Raw genomic sequence first — 19,673 nt, forward strand, 5'->3', positions numbered from 1 at the left:
ACGCGTGAGGACGACCTCACCACTCTCCGAGTGATCACCACGGGACGGCCCTTCTGCATCAACGATGGAGGTTCCTATGTCCTGGATCATTTTGCTGCTGGCCGGTGTATTTGAAATTGGCTGGGCTGTCGGTTTGAAATACACCGACGGTTTTACCCGCCCCCTCCCCACCCTGCTAACCGTAACCGCAATGGTCTTCAGCGTCGCGCTGTTGGGCGTGGCCATGAAGGAACTGCCACTGGGCACTGCCTATGCGATCTGGACCGGCATAGGCGCTGTTGGCACGGTGATCGCGGGCATCATTCTGTTTGGCGAAGCCGTGACACCGCTGCGCCTGGCCAGTGTGGCCTTGATCATCTGCGGCCTGCTCGGGCTGAAAATTAGCCACTAAGCCACCTTTCACGCATGCTGCGCGTCGCTCGCCAAGCATTGAGTAGGAGCCGCCTGAAAGGCAAAAAAATCCGACACCAGAACAGCGGGTGTCGGATTTTCCGGATGCAGTACTGCCAAATCTTAACGACTTAAGCCGGCAGTACTGCGGCCATTAACAGACCGCGGTGTTAGCGCAGCTCAGGCAGACAACTCAACCAACAACTTATTCAAACGCTGAACATAAGCGGCTGGATCTTTCAGGTTATCGCCGGCCGCCAGTGCCGCTTGGTCAAACAGGATGTGACTGAGATCGGCGAAACGCTGTTCATCGGCCTCAGCATCCAGTTTTTCAATCAGCGGATGCGCAGGGTTGAACTCGAAAATCGGCTTGGAGTCCGGCACCTTCTGCCCGCTGGCTTCAAGAATCTGGCGCATTTGCAGCCCCATGTCCTGCTCACCAATGGCCAGAATCGCTGGCGAGTCGGTCAGGCGATGGGAAACCCGCACCTCAGCAACCTGCTCACCCAGCGCAGTTTTCAGGCGCTCAACCAGGCCCTCTTTAGCCTTGGCAACTTCTTCCTGAGCTTTTTTGTCTTCTTCCGAATCCAACTTGCCAAGGTCCAGATCGCCACGGGCCACATCGACAAACTGCTTGCCGTCGAAGTCGGTGAGGTAGCTCATCAGCCACTCGTCGATACGGTCGGTGAGCAACAGTACTTCAATGCCTTTCTTGCGGAACACTTCCAGGTGCGGACTGTTCTTCACCTGCGCGTAGGATTCGCCAGTCAGGTAGTAGATCTTGTCCTGACCTTCCTGCATGCGCCCGATGTAGTCGCCCAGGCCGACGCTCTGCTCGCCCTCTTCACTGCGGGTAGAGGCAAAGCGCAGCAAGCCGGCGATTTTCTCTTTATTGGCAAAATCTTCTGCCGGACCTTCCTTGAGTACCTGACCGAAGTTCTTCCAGAAGCTTTTGTATTCTTCCGGCTGGTTCTTCGCCAGTTTCTCCAGCATGTCCAATACGCGCTTGGTCAGCGCCGACTTCATCGAATCGATGATGGGGTCTTTCTGCAGAATCTCACGGGAGACGTTCAGCGACAGGTCGTTGGAGTCAACCACGCCCTTGATAAAGCGCAGGTACAGCGGCAGGAACGACTCGGCTTGATCCATGACGAATACGCGCTGCACGTAAAGCTTCAACCCACGCGGTGCTTCACGCTGGTACAGGTCAAACGGAGCACGCGCCGGCACATAAAGCAGTGAGCTGTATTCCAGCTTGCCTTCGACCTTGTTGTGGCTCCAGCTCAGCGGGTTCTCGAAATCGTGGCCGATGTGCTTGTAGAACTCCTGGTATTCCTCGTCCTTGATCTCGGTACGCGGACGGGTCCACAACGCGCTGGCACGGTTGACCGTTTCCCACTCCAGCACCGGCGCTTCTTCGCCTTCGGCAGTGGTTTGCTCTTTCGGTAGTTCGATAGGCAGAGCAATGTGGTCGGAGTATTTCTTGATGATATTGCGCAGGCGCCAGCCATCAGCGAACTCTTCTTCACCGCTCTTCAGGTGCAGTACGATGCGCGTGCCACGCTCGGCTTTTTCAACGCTGGCAACTTCAAACTCGCCCTCGCCTTTGCTCGACCAATGCACACCTTCGCTGGCCGGGCTGCCGGCACGGCGGCTGTACACGTCAACCTTGTCGGCCACGATAAAGGCTGAATAGAAGCCCACACCGAACTGACCAATCAGATGGGAATCTTTCTTTTGGTCACCGGTCAGGTGCTGCATAAAGTCAGCAGTGCCCGACTTGGCGATGGTGCCCAGGTGGGTGATGGCGTCTTCACGGCTCATGCCGATGCCGTTGTCTTCGAGGGTGACGGTTTTAGCGTCTTTGTCGAAGCTCACACGGATCTTCAAGTCAGCGCCACCCTCGAGCAGCTCGGGCTTGGCCAGGGCCTCGAAACGCAGCTTATCGGTTGCGTCTGAAGCGTTGGAAATCAGTTCGCGAAGAAAGATTTCCTTGTTCGAGTACAGCGAATGGATCATCAGGTGCAGCAGCTGCTTCACCTCTGTCTGGAAGCCCAGGGTTTCTTTTTGAGTTTCCACACTCATGCTCTCTTACTCCACTTTATTGACGAAGCCGCAGTGCGGCGAATGTCATACAGGTGGGGGCATGTTGTGGGATTTCAAGTGTTTGGCTGAGGCGCGCTTCAGGGCTCGAGCAACTCGATACGAATAATCTCCTGCGGAAGCAGCCTGTAGCTGACCTCCCCCCGCCCATTCATGCGCTGGCGCAGGATGATCCGCTCATCCTGATCAACCCCCTGAAAGCGTCCTTCAGCAGTATTGCCGCGCTCAGTGACCGCCCGCATGCTGAGGTCGTGATAGCGACTAGGACTGCGCAACAAGCCTTCAAGACTAAAACGCACGCGGCGATCGAGGGGCCTAGTGACCCGCTCCGGCAGCGCAGCGACAGCCGTTTCAGGCTTTTCTGCAACGGGCGGAACTGCAGCGCTAGGTAACGCAGCAAAGTTGTCAGATGCCACCTGCCAACCACGACCTTCCAGCTTTTGCAGCGTGATCGGCAACAGCTGCAGGTTCCCGTTGATCCGCGCGCTGACGTTCAGGTCAATGCTTTGCAAAGGAAAGTTCAGGCTGCCAATTGGCTGCAGCTGCACCTGGCGAGTAGCAAAACGGCGCTCCAGATAGTCGTGGATGACGTGACTGACAGTATCGACTGAGTCGAACTGGCGATCGACCTGGTCGCCTTGATAGCGCAGGCCATTACGGAATAACTCAAGTTTGCCGCTCAGGGTGGTTTTAAATTGCGCCGGCATGACCAGATGAAAATCACCCGCCAGCTTGTTCGGTGCAACCGGTTGCAGGTCCAGGTGTAAGGTGTAGCCACGGCTCAAACGCCGCGCCTCGGGTAATTCCTGCTCAGGCAACAGCCAGCTGATTTCTACTTCCGGCAATACGCCTGTGTCTGCGGGCAGCACATCAATCTGCACCGGACCACTATCGACCTCCGGTAGACGAATCACCAACTCGCTCTGAGCGAAGAAGTCCTGCCCTTCACGCAGGCTTAATACGCCGTCAAGCAACTCAGCCTGCTGCGGCGCAAAGGGCCGCCCATTGAGCTGACCGCGCAGGTCGATAGCCAACTCGGCGGGTGCCTGCACCTCAGGCTTGAGCCATGAAAGACTGAGGATGGCTTCTAAACGCTGCGCATCATGGCTGGCCAGCAAGGTCAGGCCGACCACCAGTGGGATGATGCCCAACCCAGACAGAAGCAAGGCGGGTCGCGCTGAACGCCAGTGGCGCAACACATACAGCAAGGTGAATGGTGGCAATAGACTGGCCCAGCCCCAAAGCAGGCTGGTCGTAAAGGCGCGCATCACCAGCCAAACCAATCCGGCGAGTATCAGCAGCAAGCCCCCCAGAATCAGCAGCGCATCCATTCAGTGTTCCTTAGCGTTGATAAAAGTCAGTCGTCATGCGCAGGCCTGACGGCTAGGGCTCATCGACCTTAAAGTGAGCGCGCGCCGTGGCGATGGGTTCAGCCTGCTTGGTTTGCCAGGCCGTGATGGCCACGTTGGCAACCCTGCGACCCTGCCGCCACACCTGGCATTGCACGAAGGTGTCACGATAAAGGCCAGCGCGTAGGTAATCTATCGAGAAGTCGATGATTTTCGGCAAATGTGGAATGCCCATAAACATCAACAAATGGAGCATCGCCGAATGCTCCATAAAGCCGGCGATTACCCCGCCATGCAGCGCCGGCAAGGTCGGATTACCGATGCAGTCTTGATTGGCGGGCAGGCGAAAGACCATGTCATCGCCCATTCGCAAGCACTCAATACCGAGCAATTTTGCGTAGGGCATCAGGCTGATCAGCGGGTCGTAGTTATTCTGCGCATGGGCTTCACGCACCAACTGATTAAGGTTCAACGCACTCATTGGTCGGCTCCCTTAGCAGCACGCTGCAGATCGGCCGGTTTGCCCATGCGCATAAAAGCGCCCACCACATGGGCAATGGGCTCATCGGGGTTGTCCTGATAGGCATAACCACGGGTAAATATGATGGTCTCGGTAACCCGATAGCACTCGGCAAAACCGAATACATCTTTATTCGGCTCAGCTGGGCGCATGTAGTCGATGCGCAGGTCTAGGGTCGGGCAGATTTCAAACTCAGGCAGCACACACACGGTAGAAATACCGCAGGTTGTATCCATTAGCGTCGTAATGGCGCCCCCGTGGATCACCCCGGTTTCCGGGTTACCCACAATCTGCTCACTGTAGGGCAAACGCAGAATCAGCCCTTTTGGCTCGGCACTGTGCACGCTTATGCCCAGCACCTGGCAATGACGCAATACCGATAGAAAACGCTGCGCCCGCTCAACAATAGGGGATTCGCTCATGACTTCAGACCCAGGGCAACTGTACAAAGGGTGCGCATGATACCCGCTGATAGCAGGCCCGACATCACGGCGACAGCCTCTTGATGAGAACTGACGACTTCTAACCAAGGAACTTCGGCGAAAAGCCGCTGTTTAATGGCTATGCTTGGGCCACCAGGTATTGATCACCCCATTACAAGGAGTACGAACTGTGCAAAAGCCATTCACCTATGCCCTGCTTCTCGCCGCTATGCTTGCCCTGGCCGCTTGTGAGAAAACCCCGGAAGACAAAATGGAGTCGGCCAAGGAATCCGCATCTGAAGCCATGGAATCAATGGGTGACGCTGTTAAAGATACTGGCGATGCCATCGAGCAGAAAGCCGATAAAGTCATGGGCACCGAGCCAACCACTGGCGAGAAAATCGAAGATGCTGCCAATGATGCAGCTGATGCCATGGACGACGCAGGCGACGAAGTTAAAGACGCCGTTGACGGCAACTAAGTCGTTTAGCTAAAACAATAAGGCCCGCATAGTGCGGGTCTTATTGTTTATGGCGCAATTAAAGCGCTGGAGTGAGCATCAGCAGCAAGCTGCATAACAGCCCAACCACCCAGACCACGCTGCGCTGCCAGTGCAGGTCAGCCCAGTAGAAAAACAGATACAGCACCCGCGCCACCACGAAGGTCACTGCCAATACATCCACCAAGACGCCGTGGTTATTGGTCACATGCGCCATCAGCACACCTGCGGCGAACAGCGGAAACGCCTCAAAGCTGTTCAAGTGCGCCGCCAAAGCACGCGCACCAAAACCCGTAAGACGCCCTTGCTGAGCGCGCGGGTGATGGTTGTCGTAGCGACCGCCACCCTCCTTCGCCATCGCCTTAGCCACAGGGGCTTTGGCGATAAATATCAATAGCGCGCTGATAAAAATGCACCAGAACGGAATGCTCATTCGCTTTTCTCCTTGGGCGATTCGAACGCGGGGGTTTGGGTGTAGACCATCACTTCCAACACATCGGAGTGAAACTCGCGGTGGTACAACACAAATACCACGCCTGCGCTGACCAGCATGAAAAACCAGGGATTGATAAACCAGGCCAGCGTCGCCATGCCGAAGTAATAGGCGCGCAGCCCTTGGTTAAACTGGTTAGCGGCCATCGAAATCACCCGTGCAGTGCGCTCGGCAAAGGCTTTGCGCTCTTGCTCGGTAACATGCCGCTCACCAATCATGGGAGCAGAACCCACCAGTACCGCCGCAAAATTGTATTGGCGCATGCACCAACTGAACGTGAAGAAGGCATAAACGAATACCACCCCCAAACACAGCAACTTGACCTCGGAAAGCCCGCGACTGGCAGCCTGGACAAACGGCAGATCAGCCAACAGCGACACAGCACGATCAGACGCGCCAAGCACCGTAAGAATACCGGCGAGAATAATCAGCGTGCTGGAGGCAAAAAATGAGGCATTGCGCTCCAGATTGCCAATCACATTGGCATCGGCGATGCGGTTGTCGCGCAGCAGCATGCGGCGCATCCAGTCTTCACGGTAGAGGTGCAGCACGCTGGCCAGGCATGGCGTAGTGCGCCCCTTGGCCTGGGCATAACGGGTATAACCGGCCCAACACAGTACAAACCAGAGAACGGCAAGCAGGTGCGGCAGGTAATAGTCACTAATCGACATGCAAACTCCTTGTTAACCTGTGCCGATTATAGACAGGCCTGGCTTTCAGCTGGCCAACAAAAAGGCCGCTCAGTGAGCGGCCTGGGGTACACAACAGAGGCTAAGCAGCAGAACTTAGGCTGCCGCAGTTTTCGGCGCACCCAGTACGCGGTCCACCACCACGGCCAGCACCAACGTAACCAGTACCGGCAACAGCCAACCTAAGCTTTGATCGGCCAGCGGTAATTCGCTGAAGAAACTCGGGATTAGGGCCTTACCGCCAGCAGCGGCAACACCGTCAACCAAACCAAAAATCAAGGTTACCGCCATAACCGGGCGGAATACCCGCGCCGAGGAACACCACAGGTCATCCAGCAGGCTCAGTGCTACGAGCACGATCGCCAGCGGGTACAGCCCTACGAGCACTGGAATCGAGAAGCTGATCAACTGGGTCAGCCCTTGGTTCGCCACCAGCAGACTGAACAGCCCGAGAGCGATTACCACTGTTCGATAAGAAACCGGCAAAAGGCTGCTGAAAAACTCGCCACAGGCAGTCAACAGGCCCACAGCGGTGGTCAAACACGCCAGGGTGATCACCACAGCCAACAACAGGCTGCCAGTGATACCAAAGGTGTGCTGCACATAAGCGGTGAGCACCTGCACGCCATTCTGCGCTTCACCGGCAATCCCCTGGCTGGTTGCACCAAGATAGAACAGCGCCAGATACACCAGCGAAAGACCAACCGCAGCGATCAGGCCAGCAATCACCGAGTAACGGGTAACCAGCTTGCCATCGGTTACGCCCTGGTCACGGATCGCGGTAGCAATCACGATCCCGAACACCAGCGCACCTAGGGTATCCATGGTCAGGTAGCCCTGCAGGAACCCCTGCACAAATGGCGCGCGCTGGTAATCCGCCGACACTTGACCAATCTCACCTGCCGGTATGACCAACGCAGCGCCGCCCAAGACCAGCAAGGCCGCCAGTAGAACAGGCGTGATGAATTTGCCGATGCGGTCAACCAGCTGCCCTGGATTCAGCGACAAGAACAGCACAGCCGCAAAGTAAGCCAGGGTGTAGAGCAACAATGCTGTGCTGTTATCGCCACTAAAAGGCGCGATGCCCATTTCAAACGACACCACTGCCGTTCGTGGCGTGGCGAACAATGGGCCTATGGCCAGGTAAACCGCCACGGCAAACACGAGGCCTGCGCGCTTGCCCAGCGGCGCAGTCAGCAGTGCCATACCGCCGCCCACGCGCGCTAGCGCAACGATCGTCAGCAATGGCAAGCCGACGCCTGTGAGCAGAAAACCCAGCGCGGCCGGGCCAATGTTCTCACCCGCGGCCATGCCGGCACTGGGTGGAAAAATAATGTTGCCGGCGCCGAGAAACAGCGCAAACGTCATAAAACCGAGGGCCAGGACATCCGAGCCTTTCAAACGTGTCATAGAGGGGAATACCACAGGCAGAAAGTTAAAGTTCCGAGGGTTTCCCGGTGGATCGGGGGAAACGTCACCCCGCCGGTTAAGCGGAGCCACTGCAGCACCTTGAGCCGCTTTTGGCGAAGCAGGGGCTAATTAGTTGCAAGCCTAACGAATTTGTTCAGCCAGCGGCACTGGCGCATGTCGGGCTGTCGGGCTGGTGAAAAAAGCTGTCGCCTCAACGACACTTATCCTATGCCCCAAATAAAAAAGCCACCCGAAGGTGGCTTTTTTTAAATTAAAAAAGCCTTAGGCTTTTTTAACTTCCCAACCGGTCAGCTCAGCCAGGGCTTTGCCGATGTCAGCCAGGGAGCGCACGGTTTTTACGCCGGCGTCTTGCAGGGCTGCGAACTTCTCGTCTGCAGTACCCTTGCCGCCGGAGATGATTGCACCGGCATGGCCCATACGCTTGCCCGCCGGAGCGGTTACACCAGCGATGTAAGAAACTACAGGCTTGGTCACGTTGGCCTTGATGTAGGCAGCCGCTTCTTCTTCAGCCGAACCGCCGATCTCACCGATCATGACGATCGCTTCGGTCTTCGGGTCTTCCTGGAACAGCTTCAGGATGTCGATGAAGTTGGAGCCCGGGATCGGGTCACCGCCGATGCCGACACAGGTGGACTGACCGAAACCGGCGTCAGTGGTCTGCTTAACAGCTTCGTAAGTCAGGGTGCCGGAACGCGACACGATGCCTACTTTGCCTGGCAAATGGATGTGACCTGGCATGATGCCGATCTTGCACTCGCCCGGAGTGATAACGCCTGGGCAGTTCGGGCCGATCAGGACCACGCCCAGCTCGTCGCACTTAACCTTGGCTTCGAGCATGTCGATGGTTGCAATGCCTTCGGTGATGCAGACGATCAGCTTGATGCCGCCCATGGCCGCTTCAAGGATCGAGTCCTTGCAGAACGGAGCTGGGACGTAGATCACACTTGCAGTTGCGCCAGTCTGCTCAACAGCTTCACGCACGGTGTTGAACACCGGCAGATTCAGGTGAGTAGTGCCGCCTTTACCCGGAGTCACGCCGCCAACCATTTTGGTGCCGTAGGCAATGGCTTGTTCGGAGTGGAAAGTGCCCTGCGAGCCGGTGAAGCCCTGGCAGATAACTTTGGTGTCTTTATTGATCAGGACGCTCATTATTTGCCCTCCGCAGCTTTGACGACTTGCTGAGCAGCGTCGGTCAGGCTGGTTGCCGCGATGATGTTCAGGCCGCTTTCAGCCAGAACTTTGGCGCCCAGCTCAGCGTTGTTACCTTCCAAGCGAACGACAACCGGAATTGTCACGCCGACTTCTTTCACTGCGCCGATGATGCCTTCAGCAATCATGTCGCAACGAACGATACCGCCGAAGATGTTTACCAGTACGGCAGCTACGTTGCTATCGGACAGGATGATCTTGAAGGCTTCGGTCACGCGCTCTTTGGTTGCACCGCCACCTACGTCGAGGAAGTTGGCTGGCTTGCCGCCGTGCAGGTTGACGATGTCCATGGTACCCATGGCCAGGCCAGCACCGTTGACCATGCAACCGATGTTGCCTTCCAGCGCAACGTAGTTCAGCTCGAACTTAGCAGCGTGGGCTTCACGCGGATCGTCCTGGGACGGATCGTGCATAGCGCGCAGCTTAGGCTGACGGTACAGGGCGTTGGCGTCGATGTTGATCTTGGCATCGAGGCAATGCAGATTGCCGTCAGCCTTGATCACCAGCGGGTTTACTTCCAGCAGCGCCAGGTCGTAGTCCTGGAACAGCTTGGCCAAACCAACGAAGATTTGGGTGAACTGCTTGATCTGATCACCTTGCAGGCCCAGCTGGAAAGCCAGGTCGCGGCCCTGGAACGGCTGAGCGCCGACCAGTGGATCGATAGTGGCTTTGAGGATCTTCTCAGGGGTGTCGTGAGCGATCTTCTCAATGTCCACGCCACCTTCGGTGGACGCCATGAACACGATACGACGGCTGGAACGATCAACAACGGCGCCCAGGTACAGTTCCTTGGCGATGTCGGTGCAGGATTCGACCAGAATCTGGTTGACCGGCTGACCATTGGCATCAGTCTGGTAAGTCACCAGACGCTTGCCCAGCCAGTTGGCAGCAAAGGCCTTGGCGTCTTCTTTGCTCTTAACCAGCTTCACGCCGCCCGCTTTACCGCGACCACCGGCATGAACTTGAGCCTTAACGACCCACTCAGTGCCACCGATTTTTTCGCAGGCTGCTGCGGCTTCTTCCGGGGTGTTTACCGCGAAGCCCTTGGATACGGGCAGGCCGTATTCAGCGAACAGCTGCTTACCCTGATACTCGTGGAGATTCATGCTTGTCTACCGTCTTCGTTTAGGTATTGCGCATACGGTGCTGCACTTGTGGTGCCGCACCACCTGTGACTGCTTCTAGGGCAATCCGGCTGATATTCCGCGCAGCAGCTTAAGAGGCTGAACGCGGGTCATCTGCCGTGGTTCTTCCAGTTTGAGCGGTGGCCTGCGCCGGTACACAACGCCGGCGCAGGCCACAACTCAAACCAACAACGATTTAACGCTTCTTGCGGTTGGCGATGTGAATGGCCTGGCCATTCACTGCCAATGCAGCTTCGTGCAGTGCTTCGGACAGCGTCGGGTGGGAGAACACCATCATCCCCAGATCCTCGGCGCTGGTGCCGAATTCCATACCGATTGCGCCCTGCTGTACCAGCTCGGCAGCGCTCGGACCAATCACGTGGACACCCAGAACACGGTCGGTGGTGGCATCAGCGATGACTTTAACCAGACCACCGGTGTCGTTAGCCGCCATGGCACGACCACTAGCTGCGAATGGGAAAGTGCCGACGTTAACGGCCACACCTTCGGTCTTCAGCTGCTGCTCGGTCTTACCAACCCATGCGATTTCCGGGTGGGTGTAGATAACCGACGGAATCAGGTCGTAGTTCATCTGGGCTTTATGACCGGCGATGCGCTCAGCAACCATGATGCCTTCTTCCGAGGCTTTGTGAGCCAGCATCGCACCACGTACCACGTCACCGATGGCGTAAACACCTGGAACGCTGGTGGCGCACTGGTCATCAACAAAGATGAAGCCACGCTCGTCCATGTCGACACCGCTATCGGCAGCCAACAGGTCGGTGGTGACCGGACGACGGCCGACAGCAACGATCAGCTTGTCGAAAACGATGTTTTGCTCGCCTTCAGCGTCGGTGAAGTTAACAGTAACCTGCTTCTTCTTCACTTCCGAACCGGTAACGCGTGCGCCCAGACGGATTTTCAAGCCTTGCTTGGTGAAGGTCTTCAGTGCTTCTTTGGCGATCTGCTCATCGGCAGCCGGGAGGAACTTGTCCAGGGCTTCCAGCACGGTGACTTCAGCACCCAGACGCGCCCAGACCGAACCCAGTTCCAGACCAATTACACCTGCGCCGATCACGCCAAGCTTCTTCGGTACGCTCTGGAATTCCAGGGCGCCGGTGGAGTCGACGATCACGTCTTGATCAACTGGAGCCGGTGGGATGTCAATCGGCTTGGAGCCGGAGGCCAAAATCACGTTCTCAGCTTCAACGATCTGCGTCTTGCCATCAGAACCAGTGACTTCAACCTTCTTACCCGCCAGCAGCTTGCCATGACCTTCGAGCAGGGTCACGCCATTGGCCTTGAACAGGGTAGCAACGCCGCCGGTGAGGTTCTTCACGATGTTGGCTTTACGGCCAATCATTGCCGGTACGTCGATGGTGACGCCCTTGGCTTCGATACCGTGAATGGCAAAGTGGTCCTTCGCCTCGTAGTATTTCCAGGAGCTGTCCAGCAATGCCTTAGACGGAATACAGCCGACGTTCAGGCAAGTACCACCGAGGGCAGTCTTACCCTCCTTATCCTGGTACTTCTCAATGCACGCTGTTTTCAGACCAAGCTGAGCGGCTTTGATCGCGGCTACATAACCGCCAGGGCCGGCACCGATGACTACCACGTCGAATTTTTGGGTCATAACGTATTCCTTCTCGAATAAACCGGACGGCCCCATTTGCAGGGCCGCCGTGGGAGAAACTGGCTTTTAGATATCCAGCAGCAGACGCGCCGGGTCTTCCAGCAAGTTTTTGATGGTCACCAGGAAGGTCACGGCTTCCTTACCATCAATCAGGCGATGATCGTACGACAACGCCAGGTACATCATTGGACGGATCACCACTTGGCCGTTGATGGCCATAGGGCGCTGCAGGATGTTGTGCATCCCCAAGATCGCCGCTTGCGGTGGGTTGACGATCGGGGTCGACATCATCGAACCGAAGGTGCCGCCGTTAGTAATGGTGAAGGTGCCGCCGGTCATTTCGTCGATCGACAATTTGCCGTCACGGGCCTTCTTACCGAAAGTAGCAATACCGTTTTCGATTTCAGCCAGGCTCATCAGTTCCGCATTACGCAGTACCGGAACCACCAGGCCACGATCGCTGGAGACTGCGACGCCCACGTCCGCGTAGCCGTGGTAAACAATGTCAGCGCCGTCAATCGAAGCGTTGACCGCTGGGAAGCGCTTCAGTGCTTCAGTAGCGGCTTTGACGAAGAACGACATAAAGCCCAAGCGCACGCCGTTGTGGGACTTCTCAAACAAGTCCTTGTACTTCGAACGCAGCGCCATGACTTCGGTCATGTCGACTTCGTTGAACGTGGTCAGCATGGCCATGTTCGACTGCGCTTCAACCAGACGGCGGGCCACGGTGGCACGTACGCGGGTCATCGGTACGCGCTTCTCGGTGCGATCACCCGAAGCGAAGACTGGTGCTGCAGCAGCTGGGGCAGCCGGCTTGGCCGCTGGGGTTGCAGGGGCGTTCTTCTTCGCGTCAACGGCGGCCACTACGTCTTCTTTGGTCACACGACCACCTTTGCCGGTGCCCGCGATGCTGTTCGGATCGATGCCGTTTTCTTCGGCGATTTTGCGCGCAGCCGGCGAAAGGATCTGGTCATCGCCAGCGGCAACAGCTGGAGCAGCTGCAGGCGCAGCAGCCTGAGCGGCGGCAGCCGGGGCCGGAGCAGTAGCGCCACCCTCACCCAGCGAACCCAGCACTTCGTTACTGAGGACGGTATCGCCTTCATTTTTGATGATTTGCGCGAGGACGCCATCGGCCTCGGCCAGCACTTCGATCACTACTTTGTCGGTTTCAATGTCGACGATCAGCTCGTCGCGCTTGACCGCATCGCCCGGTTTCTTGTGCCAAGTGGCCACGGTGCCGTCGGCAACCGATTCGGGGAAAGTAGGGGCTTTGATCTCGATAGCCATTGTGTGTGGTTCCTTAAATTCGGTTTCTTCTAGCAGGCGACCCATTCGGCCGCCTGCTGCACGAAGGCGTTAAACAGTAAAGGCGTCTTGCAGGAGTTTTTCCTGCTGTTCGGCGTGCATCGATGCATAACCACAGGCTGGAGCGGCGGACGCATCACGCCCGGCGTACTCGAGGAACAGCGATTTTTTGTGCGCTGTTGCCACGCGACGCATGTGATGCTGACTGCAGTACCAGGCGCCCTGGTTCATCGGCTCTTCCTGGCACCAGACGATGTGTTTGAGGTTCTTGTACGCAGACAAGGTCTCGGTCAAATCATCTTCCGGGAACGGATAGAGCTGCTCGATACGCACAATAGCGATGTCTTCGCGGCCTTCGTTGCGGCGTTTTTCCAGCAGATCGTAGTAAACCTTGCCGCTGCACAGTACCAAGCGCTCGACTTTTTTCGGGTCGATTGCATCGATTTCCGGGATCACGGTCTGGAACGAACCTTCGGCGAGATCTTCCAGCGTCGAGATGGCCAGTTTGTGGCGCAACAGCGACTTCGGCGTCAATACGACCAATGGTTTGCGCAGCGGACGAATCACCTGACGACGCAGCAAGTGGTAGATCTGTGCAGGGGTGGTCGGTACGGCCACTTGCATGTTGTGCTCGGCGCACAGTTGCAGGTAGCGCTCCAGACGCGCCGAGCTGTGCTCAGGCCCCTGCCCTTCATAACCGTGCGGCAGCAACATGGTTAGGCCGCACAGGCGACCCCACTTGTGCTCACCACTGGAAATAAACTGGTCGAATACCACTTGGGCACCGTTGGCAAAATCACCAAACTGGGCTTCCCAAATGACCAGCGCATTCGGCTGAGTCGTGGCGTAGCCATATTCAAAGGCCAGTACGGCTTCTTCCGAGAGGAAGGAGTCATACAGGTCAAAGGCTGGCTGGCCGTCATACAGGTTCTTCAGCGGCACATAGGCACTGGCATCTTTCTGGTTATGCAGTACCGCATGACGGTGCGAGAACGTGCCACGGCCGATGTCCTGGCCGGTCATGCGGATAGGATGGCCTTCAAACAACAGGGTCGCGTACGCCATCGTTTCGGCGTAACCCCAGTTGATCGACAGCGCACCTGCGCCCATTTTCTGCCGGTCTTCCAGAATCTTCGCCACCTGGCGCTGGACGACCACGCCTTCTGGGATTTCCAGCAGCTTGCTCGACAGTTCTTGCAGGGTTTTCAACTCGAAACTTGTGTCGTGACGCGCCGTCCAGGTATGCCCCAGATACGGACGCCAATCGACGAAAAGCTCCTTGTTCGGCTCTTTGACCAGGCTCTTGACCACATGCTGACCGTTGTCCAGCGCAGTGCGGTACTCGTCGATCTTAGCCTGCACCTCTTCAGTCGTCTGACGCTCTGCAGCAGTCAGCGCGTCGGCATACAGCTCACGGGTAGTGCGCTGCTTACTGATCTGCTGATACATGATCGGCTGAGTGCCGCTTGGCTCATCGGCCTCGTTGTGACCGCGACGGCGGTAGCAAACCAGGTCAATGACTACGTCACGCTTGTACTGCATGCGGTAATCGACAGCCAGTTGCGTCACAAACAGCACGGCTTCTGGATCGTCACCATTGACGTGCAGGATCGGCGCTTGAATCATCTTCGCCACATCGGTGCAGTACTCGGTGGAACGCGAGTCCAGCGGGTTGCTGATCGTAAAGCCAACCTGGTTGTTGATCACGATATGGATGGTGCCGCCCGTTTTGAAGCCACGGGTCTGCGACATCTGGAAGGTTTCCATGACCACACCCTGACCAGCGAACGCCGCGTCACCGTGTAAGGAAACAGGAAGAACCTTCTCACCGGATGCATCATTACGACGATCCTGACGGGCGCGTACAGAACCCTCGACCACCGGAGAAACGATCTCCAAGTGCGAAGGGTTGAACGCCATCGCCAGGTGTACTTCGCCGCCAGCGGTCATCACGTTGGAGGAGAAGCCCTGGTGGTATTTCACGTCACCAGAAGACAAGCCCGCGGTTTTTTTGCCTTCGAACTCGTCGAACAAATCACGCGGGTTCTTACCAAACGTGTTGACCAGTACGTTGAGGCGGCCACGGTGAGCCATGCCGATAACGACTTCCTTGGTGCCGTAAGAGCCAGAGCGCTGAATCAGTTCATCGAGCAGCGGGATCAGGCTCTCGCCGCCCTCCAGACCAAAGCGCTTGGTACCCGGGTACTTAGTACCTAGATACTTTTCCAGACCTTCAGCGGCAGTCAGGCGCTCAAGCAGATGGCTCTGCACGTCGACCGAATACTGTGGACGGCTACGCACGCTTTCCAGACGCTGCTGGAACCAGCTGCGCTGCTCGGAATCGACGATATGGGTGAACTCAGCACCGATGGTGCGGCAATATGTCTGCTGCAACGCATCACGAATTTCGCGCAGAGTGGCTTCTTCCTTACCAAGGTGAAGCCCGCCTGTGCGGAATGTGGTGTCGAGATCAGCATCCGTCAGACCATAGTGATTGATCACCAGATCATCCGGAGCAGGACGTTGCCAGAGGCCAAGCGGATCGAGCTGAGCGGCCTGATGGCCGCGCATGCGATAAGCCTGAATCAGGCGCAGCACTTCGACTTGCTTCTTCTCGTGCTCACTGCTGACGCTACCAGCGGACACCGGTTGGGCGCGGCGCTGATTTTTAGCAAGCAACACGAAATGATCGCGAATCGTTGAATGCGATACGTCTGTAGCGGCGCTGCCGTCAGTCGGCAACTTCTGGAAGTAAGTGCGCCACTCTTCTGGCACAGCGTTGGGATCGTGCAGGTAAAGCTCATAGAGCTCTTCCACATAGGCAGCGTTACCACCGGATAGGTGGGCACTGTCCCACATGCGCTGCATCACGCTTTCTTGCATGCTTGGTCACCCTCGGTAAGGGGACACCACCGGCGAAGAAACCGTATGGCTTTCAGTCCTGAAGCAGCGACTGGTAAGCCACCACGGATCCCGCAGATAGTCCGGGCACCAGCCCGGATGCCCCTGCTGGTCGTCATATTTTTCAAGGTAGAACCACCGCTTTGTGAGCAGCAGTTCTGGCTAAAACTACGGCGCTGGGTAGAAACCAGCGCCGCAGGTGTTACAGGTCTAGCAAACAATCGTTAATCAGGTACCGCTCTGCAACAGCATATTGCGTACGTGGCCAATTGCCTTGGTCGGGTTAAGACCCTTAGGGCAAACGTTCACGCAGTTCATGATGCCGCGGCAGCGGAACACACTGAACGGATCATCCAGGGACGCCAGACGCTCTTCGGTCTTGGTGTCACGGCTGTCCGCCAGGAAACGATAGGCTTGCAGCAATGCAGCCGGACCGAGGAACTTGTCTGGATTCCACCAGAACGACGGGCAGCTGGTGGAGCAGCAGGCGCACAGAATGCACTCATACAGACCGTCCAACTTCTCACGTTCTTCCGGAGTCTGCAGACGCTCAATGGCCGGGGCCGGCGTATCGTTCTGCAAAAACGGCTGCACCTTCTCGTACTGCTTGTAGAAGATGCTCATATCAACAACCAGGTCACGAATGACCGGCAGGCCAGGCAGCGGACGGATCACCAGCTTGCCACCTTTAAGGCCAGCAGCCGAAAGCGGCGTGATGCAGGCCAGGCCATTCTTACCGTTGATATTCATGCCGTCAGAGCCACATACGCCCTCGCGACAGGAACGACGGTAAGAAAAACCCTGATCCTGTTCCTTGATCAACGCCAACACGTCAAGGACCATAACGTCCTTGCCGCCGGTGTCGACCTGGAACTCCTGCATAAACGGCGCAGCATCCTGCTCCGGGTTGTAGCGATAAACGCTTACTTGCAACAGATTGGCTTGCGACATATCGGCCACCCTTAGTAAGTACGAATCTTGGGTTCGAACGCCGGCACTGTTTTCGGCGTGAAGTTGACGGCACGTTTGCTGACGCGCTTCTCACCTGGGAAATACAGGGAGTGGCACAGCCAGTTTTCGTCATCACGCTCTTCAAAGTCTTCACGAGCGTGAGCACCACGGGATTCTTTACGAACCTCAGCGGCGATCGCGGTGGCTTCAGCCACTTCGAGAAGGTTTTGCAGTTCCAACGCTTCAATACGCGCAGTGTTAAACGCCTGACTCTTATCTGCGATTTTAACGTTCGAGATACGCTCACGCAGGTCGGTCAGTTGTTCGATGCCCTTTTGCATGTACTCACCGGTGCGGAACACACCGAAGTAATTTTGCATGCAGTTCTGCAGTTCTTTACGCAGCGGCGCTACATCTTCGCCAGTTGTGCGCTCGTTGACGCCAGCCAAACGCTTGAGCGACAGCTCAATGTCTGTCTCGGATGCGCCACGCGCATCCACGCCTTCTTTCAGCGCTTTCTCCAAGTGGATACCGGCCGCACGGCCAAACACCACCAGATCAAGCAACGAGTTACCGCCCAGACGGTTAGCACCGTGCACCGATACGCAGGCCACTTCACCGACCGCAAACAGACCGTCGATGATCTTATCGTTGCCGTTGGCATCCTGAGTGATGGCCTGACCATGAATGTTGGTCGGCACGCCGCCCATCATGTAATGGCAGGTTGGCACCACAGGGATTGGCGCAACAACCGGATCTACGTGAGCAAAGGTCTTCGACAGCTCGCAGATACCTGGCAGGCGGCTGTGCAGCACTTCCTCACCCAGGTGATCGAGCTTGAGCATTACATGATCGCCATCAGGGCCACAGCCGTTACCGGCAATGATTTCTTTGACCATCGAGCGTGCAACTACGTCGCGACCGGCGAGGTCTTTGGCGTTTGGCGCGTAGCGCTCCATGAAACGCTCGCCGTGCTTGTTGATCAGGTAACCACCTTCACCACGGCAACCTTCGGTTACCAGCGTGCCGGCACCTGCGATACCCGTCGGGTGGAACTGCCACATTTCGATGTCCTGCACCGGAACGCCAGCACGCAGGGCCATGCCCACGCCGTCACCGGTGTTGATCAGGGCATTGGTGGTGGAGGCATAGATGCGACCCGCACCGCCGGTAGCCAGAACAGTGGCCTTGGAGCGAATGTAAACGGTTTCGCCAGTTTCGATGCAGATAGCAATCGTACCGACCACACCACCGTCCTGGTTCTTCACCAGATCGACTGCGTACCATTCGTTCAAGAACGAAGTACCGGCTTTCAAGTTGGCCTGGTAGAGCGTGTGCAGCAGTGCGTGACCGGTACGGTCAGCTGCAGCGCAGGTACGGGCTGCCTGAGTCGGGTTATCCGGCCCCTTGGACTGACCGCCGAACGGGCGCTGATAAATACGCCCTTGTTCAGTGCGAGAAAACGGCAAGCCCATGTGCTCGAGTTCGAATACGGCTTCTGGGCCTACGGAACACATGTACTCGATAGCGTCTTGGTCACCGATATAGTCGGAACCTTTGACAGTGTCGTACATGTGCCAGCGCCAATCGTCGTTCGGATCGGCCGAAGCGATGGCGCAGGTGATGCCACCCTGAGCGGACACAGTGTGCGAACGGGTCGGGAAGACCTTAGTCACAACTGCGGTTTTATGACCACCCTGAGCCAACTGCAGTGCAGCGCGCATACCCGCGCCGCCGCCACCAATGATGATGGCGTCATAAGAAAGAGTGCGAATGCTTGTCATGGATCAGTTACCCCAAAAAATCTGCACGCCCCAGACAAAGAACGCGAACATGGCAACGCCACACGCGGCCTGGAACAGAAAACGCACGGTAGTAGCCCACTTACCCAGCGCCATCGGCGTCAGGTAGTCGGTGGAAATTGTCCACATGCCAACCCAGGCGTGAACGCTGAGCGCCACCAGAGTCAACAGGCTAAAAATACGCATGGCGTTGTTGGAGAACAGCCCCTGCCACTCGGCATAACCCAAACCTGGATTGCACACGACAAAGCCGAGCAGAAACAGCACATAAGCCGCGAGAACGACAGCAGACACACGCTGCGCCATCCAGTCATAAAGACCCGAACGCGAGAAGTTCGTGACGTTGGTTACCATATCCACACCCCCAGTAGCACGATCACGATCGCCGATACGACGAGAACGATTTTCGAACCCAGCTTGCCGCCTTCCAGCGTCTCACCGATGCCCATATCCATGATCAAGTGGCGAACACCGGCCACCAGGTGGTACAGCAGAGCGGACAACAGACCCCAAATCACGAACTTGGCCAGCGGGCTGGTCAAACATTCCTGCACCTGGGCAAAGCCCTCTTCGGAAGTCAGCGACTTGTCGAGGCCATAAAGCAGAATGGCAATACCAACAAAGAGGATGACACCGGAGATACGGTGAAGAATGGACGTGTAAGCAGTGATTGGGAGTTTGATAGTCCTAAGGTCTAGGTTTACAGGTCTTTGGCTATTCACGGCTTTTTTATCACACTGAGAGCCCCTAACTATCAGGGCAAAGTTGTCGGGAAGTGCACTGGTCAGGTACCCATCACCCAAGGAGTGACAACCACCAAAATACGGGCGTAAAGCCCTTGGCAGTTGGCCG

At 56.8% G+C, this 19,673-nt stretch carries 18 protein-coding genes; 2 read left to right on the plus strand and 16 right to left on the minus strand.

What is annotated here, in order from left to right:
- Positions 1-76: 76 nt before the first annotated feature.
- Positions 77-391, plus strand: coding sequence for a quaternary ammonium compound efflux SMR transporter SugE (gene sugE / locus ACEPAJ_RS11520; protein ID WP_425914936.1), 315 nt, complete (start codon positions 77-79; stop codon positions 389-391).
- A gap of 179 nt (positions 392-570) precedes the next feature.
- Here the strand turns inward: sugE and htpG are convergent, their stop codons facing one another.
- The 4 genes from htpG to ACEPAJ_RS11540 form a co-directional block, all read right to left on the minus strand.
- On the minus strand, positions 571-2,475 hold the full coding sequence (gene htpG, locus ACEPAJ_RS11525) for a molecular chaperone HtpG (protein ID WP_425914937.1): 1,905 nt from the start codon (positions 2,473-2,475) through the stop codon (positions 571-573).
- Positions 2,476-2,573: 98 nt separating this feature from the next.
- A complete protein-coding gene (locus ACEPAJ_RS11530) occupies positions 2,574-3,824 on the minus strand; it encodes an MFS transporter (protein WP_425914938.1) in 1,251 nt (416 codons plus the stop codon).
- Positions 3,825-3,876: 52 nt separating this feature from the next.
- Complete coding sequence (locus ACEPAJ_RS11535; RefSeq protein WP_425914939.1) at positions 3,877-4,323, minus strand: PaaI family thioesterase; 447 nt, start codon at positions 4,321-4,323, stop codon at positions 3,877-3,879.
- On the minus strand, positions 4,320-4,784 hold the full coding sequence (locus ACEPAJ_RS11540) for a PaaI family thioesterase (RefSeq protein WP_425914940.1): 465 nt from the start codon (positions 4,782-4,784) through the stop codon (positions 4,320-4,322). Before ACEPAJ_RS11540 ends, ACEPAJ_RS11535 begins: the two co-directional genes overlap by 4 nt.
- A 190-nt stretch (positions 4,785-4,974) precedes the next feature.
- Here ACEPAJ_RS11540 and ACEPAJ_RS11545 point away from each other — a divergent pair, with 190 nt between their 5' ends.
- Entirely contained in the window at positions 4,975-5,265 is a 291-nt protein-coding gene (locus ACEPAJ_RS11545; RefSeq protein WP_425914941.1) for a hypothetical protein, read from the plus strand.
- A gap of 58 nt (positions 5,266-5,323) precedes the next feature.
- On the opposite strand, the gene ACEPAJ_RS11550 is transcribed toward ACEPAJ_RS11545, so the two are convergent.
- From ACEPAJ_RS11550 to sdhC, 12 genes are all read right to left on the minus strand, one after another.
- A complete protein-coding gene (locus ACEPAJ_RS11550; protein ID WP_425914942.1) occupies positions 5,324-5,716 on the minus strand; it encodes an MAPEG family protein in 393 nt (130 codons plus the stop codon).
- Positions 5,713-6,447 (minus strand): DUF599 domain-containing protein, encoded by a 735-nt coding sequence (locus ACEPAJ_RS11555; RefSeq protein ID WP_274089373.1) that lies wholly within the window; start codon positions 6,445-6,447, stop codon positions 5,713-5,715. The genes ACEPAJ_RS11550 and ACEPAJ_RS11555 overlap by 4 nt, the downstream gene beginning before the upstream one ends.
- Positions 6,448-6,561: 114 nt before the next feature.
- Entirely contained in the window at positions 6,562-7,875 is a 1,314-nt protein-coding gene (gene brnQ / locus ACEPAJ_RS11560; protein WP_425914943.1) for a branched-chain amino acid transport system II carrier protein, read from the minus strand.
- Positions 7,876-8,157: 282 nt separating this feature from the next.
- Positions 8,158-9,045 (minus strand): succinate--CoA ligase subunit alpha, encoded by an 888-nt coding sequence (gene sucD / locus ACEPAJ_RS11565; RefSeq protein ID WP_090242057.1) that lies wholly within the window; start codon positions 9,043-9,045, stop codon positions 8,158-8,160.
- The gene (gene sucC / locus ACEPAJ_RS11570) at positions 9,045-10,211 is read right to left on the minus strand and encodes an ADP-forming succinate--CoA ligase subunit beta (RefSeq protein WP_425914944.1); all 1,167 of its coding nucleotides are present in this window, start codon (positions 10,209-10,211) and stop codon (positions 9,045-9,047) included. The genes sucD and sucC overlap by 1 nt, the downstream gene beginning before the upstream one ends.
- Before the next feature lie 214 nt (positions 10,212-10,425).
- Entirely contained in the window at positions 10,426-11,862 is a 1,437-nt protein-coding gene (gene lpdA, locus ACEPAJ_RS11575; protein ID WP_425914945.1) for a dihydrolipoyl dehydrogenase, read from the minus strand.
- 66 nt (positions 11,863-11,928) lie between these two features.
- Positions 11,929-13,149, minus strand: a complete 1,221-nt coding sequence (odhB, locus tag ACEPAJ_RS11580) for a 2-oxoglutarate dehydrogenase complex dihydrolipoyllysine-residue succinyltransferase (RefSeq protein WP_425914946.1) — start codon at positions 13,147-13,149, stop codon at positions 11,929-11,931.
- A gap of 69 nt (positions 13,150-13,218) precedes the next feature.
- Positions 13,219-16,050: a 2-oxoglutarate dehydrogenase E1 component gene (locus ACEPAJ_RS11585; protein ID WP_425914947.1), complete on the minus strand. Its 2,832-nt coding sequence runs from the start codon at positions 16,048-16,050 to the stop codon at positions 13,219-13,221.
- Between the two features lie 246 nt (positions 16,051-16,296).
- On the minus strand, positions 16,297-17,004 hold the full coding sequence (locus tag ACEPAJ_RS11590) for a succinate dehydrogenase iron-sulfur subunit (RefSeq protein WP_274088929.1): 708 nt from the start codon (positions 17,002-17,004) through the stop codon (positions 16,297-16,299).
- Between the two features lie 26 nt (positions 17,005-17,030).
- Positions 17,031-18,803, minus strand: a complete 1,773-nt coding sequence (sdhA, locus tag ACEPAJ_RS11595; RefSeq protein WP_425914948.1) for a succinate dehydrogenase flavoprotein subunit — start codon at positions 18,801-18,803, stop codon at positions 17,031-17,033.
- Between the two features lie 3 nt (positions 18,804-18,806).
- The gene (gene sdhD / locus ACEPAJ_RS11600) at positions 18,807-19,175 is read right to left on the minus strand and encodes a succinate dehydrogenase, hydrophobic membrane anchor protein (protein ID WP_425914949.1); all 369 of its coding nucleotides are present in this window, start codon (positions 19,173-19,175) and stop codon (positions 18,807-18,809) included.
- Positions 19,169-19,543 (minus strand): succinate dehydrogenase, cytochrome b556 subunit, encoded by a 375-nt coding sequence (gene sdhC / locus ACEPAJ_RS11605; protein WP_425914950.1) that lies wholly within the window; start codon positions 19,541-19,543, stop codon positions 19,169-19,171. Before sdhC ends, sdhD begins: the two co-directional genes overlap by 7 nt.
- Positions 19,544-19,673 lie beyond the last annotated feature (130 nt).

It is taken from the genome of Pseudomonas sp. GWSMS-1, from assembly GCF_049847425.1.
Taxonomy (GTDB): Bacteria; Pseudomonadota; Gammaproteobacteria; order Pseudomonadales; family Pseudomonadaceae; genus Aquipseudomonas.

What these genes read in the sequence shown, in the direction of transcription:
- ACEPAJ_RS11535 (WP_425914939.1), bottom strand. Translation starts at nt 4,323, where the DNA reads ATGAGTGCGTTGAACCTTAATCAGTTGGTGCGTGAAGCCCATGCGCAG.
- ACEPAJ_RS11550 (WP_425914942.1), bottom strand. Translation starts at nt 5,716, where the DNA reads ATGAGCATTCCGTTCTGGTGCATTTTTATCAGCGCGCTATTGATATTT.
- sdhA (WP_425914948.1), bottom strand. Translation starts at nt 18,803, where the DNA reads ATGACAAGCATTCGCACTCTTTCTTATGACGCCATCATCATTGGTGGC.
- sugE (WP_425914936.1), top strand. Translation starts at nt 77, where the DNA reads ATGTCCTGGATCATTTTGCTGCTGGCCGGTGTATTTGAAATTGGCTGG.
- sdhD (WP_425914949.1), bottom strand. Translation starts at nt 19,175, where the DNA reads ATGGTAACCAACGTCACGAACTTCTCGCGTTCGGGTCTTTATGACTGG.
- ACEPAJ_RS11530 (WP_425914938.1), bottom strand. Translation starts at nt 3,824, where the DNA reads ATGGATGCGCTGCTGATTCTGGGGGGCTTGCTGCTGATACTCGCCGGA.
- ACEPAJ_RS11540 (WP_425914940.1), bottom strand. Translation starts at nt 4,784, where the DNA reads ATGAGCGAATCCCCTATTGTTGAGCGGGCGCAGCGTTTTCTATCGGTA.
- htpG (WP_425914937.1), bottom strand. Translation starts at nt 2,475, where the DNA reads ATGAGTGTGGAAACTCAAAAAGAAACCCTGGGCTTCCAGACAGAGGTG.
- sucD (WP_090242057.1), bottom strand. Translation starts at nt 9,045, where the DNA reads ATGAGCGTCCTGATCAATAAAGACACCAAAGTTATCTGCCAGGGCTTC.
- ACEPAJ_RS11555 (WP_274089373.1), bottom strand. Translation starts at nt 6,447, where the DNA reads ATGTCGATTAGTGACTATTACCTGCCGCACCTGCTTGCCGTTCTCTGG.
- brnQ (WP_425914943.1), bottom strand. Translation starts at nt 7,875, where the DNA reads ATGACACGTTTGAAAGGCTCGGATGTCCTGGCCCTCGGTTTTATGACG.
- lpdA (WP_425914945.1), bottom strand. Translation starts at nt 11,862, where the DNA reads ATGACCCAAAAATTCGACGTGGTAGTCATCGGTGCCGGCCCTGGCGGT.
- odhB (WP_425914946.1), bottom strand. Translation starts at nt 13,149, where the DNA reads ATGGCTATCGAGATCAAAGCCCCTACTTTCCCCGAATCGGTTGCCGAC.
- ACEPAJ_RS11585 (WP_425914947.1), bottom strand. Translation starts at nt 16,050, where the DNA reads ATGCAAGAAAGCGTGATGCAGCGCATGTGGGACAGTGCCCACCTATCC.
- sucC (WP_425914944.1), bottom strand. Translation starts at nt 10,211, where the DNA reads ATGAATCTCCACGAGTATCAGGGTAAGCAGCTGTTCGCTGAATACGGC.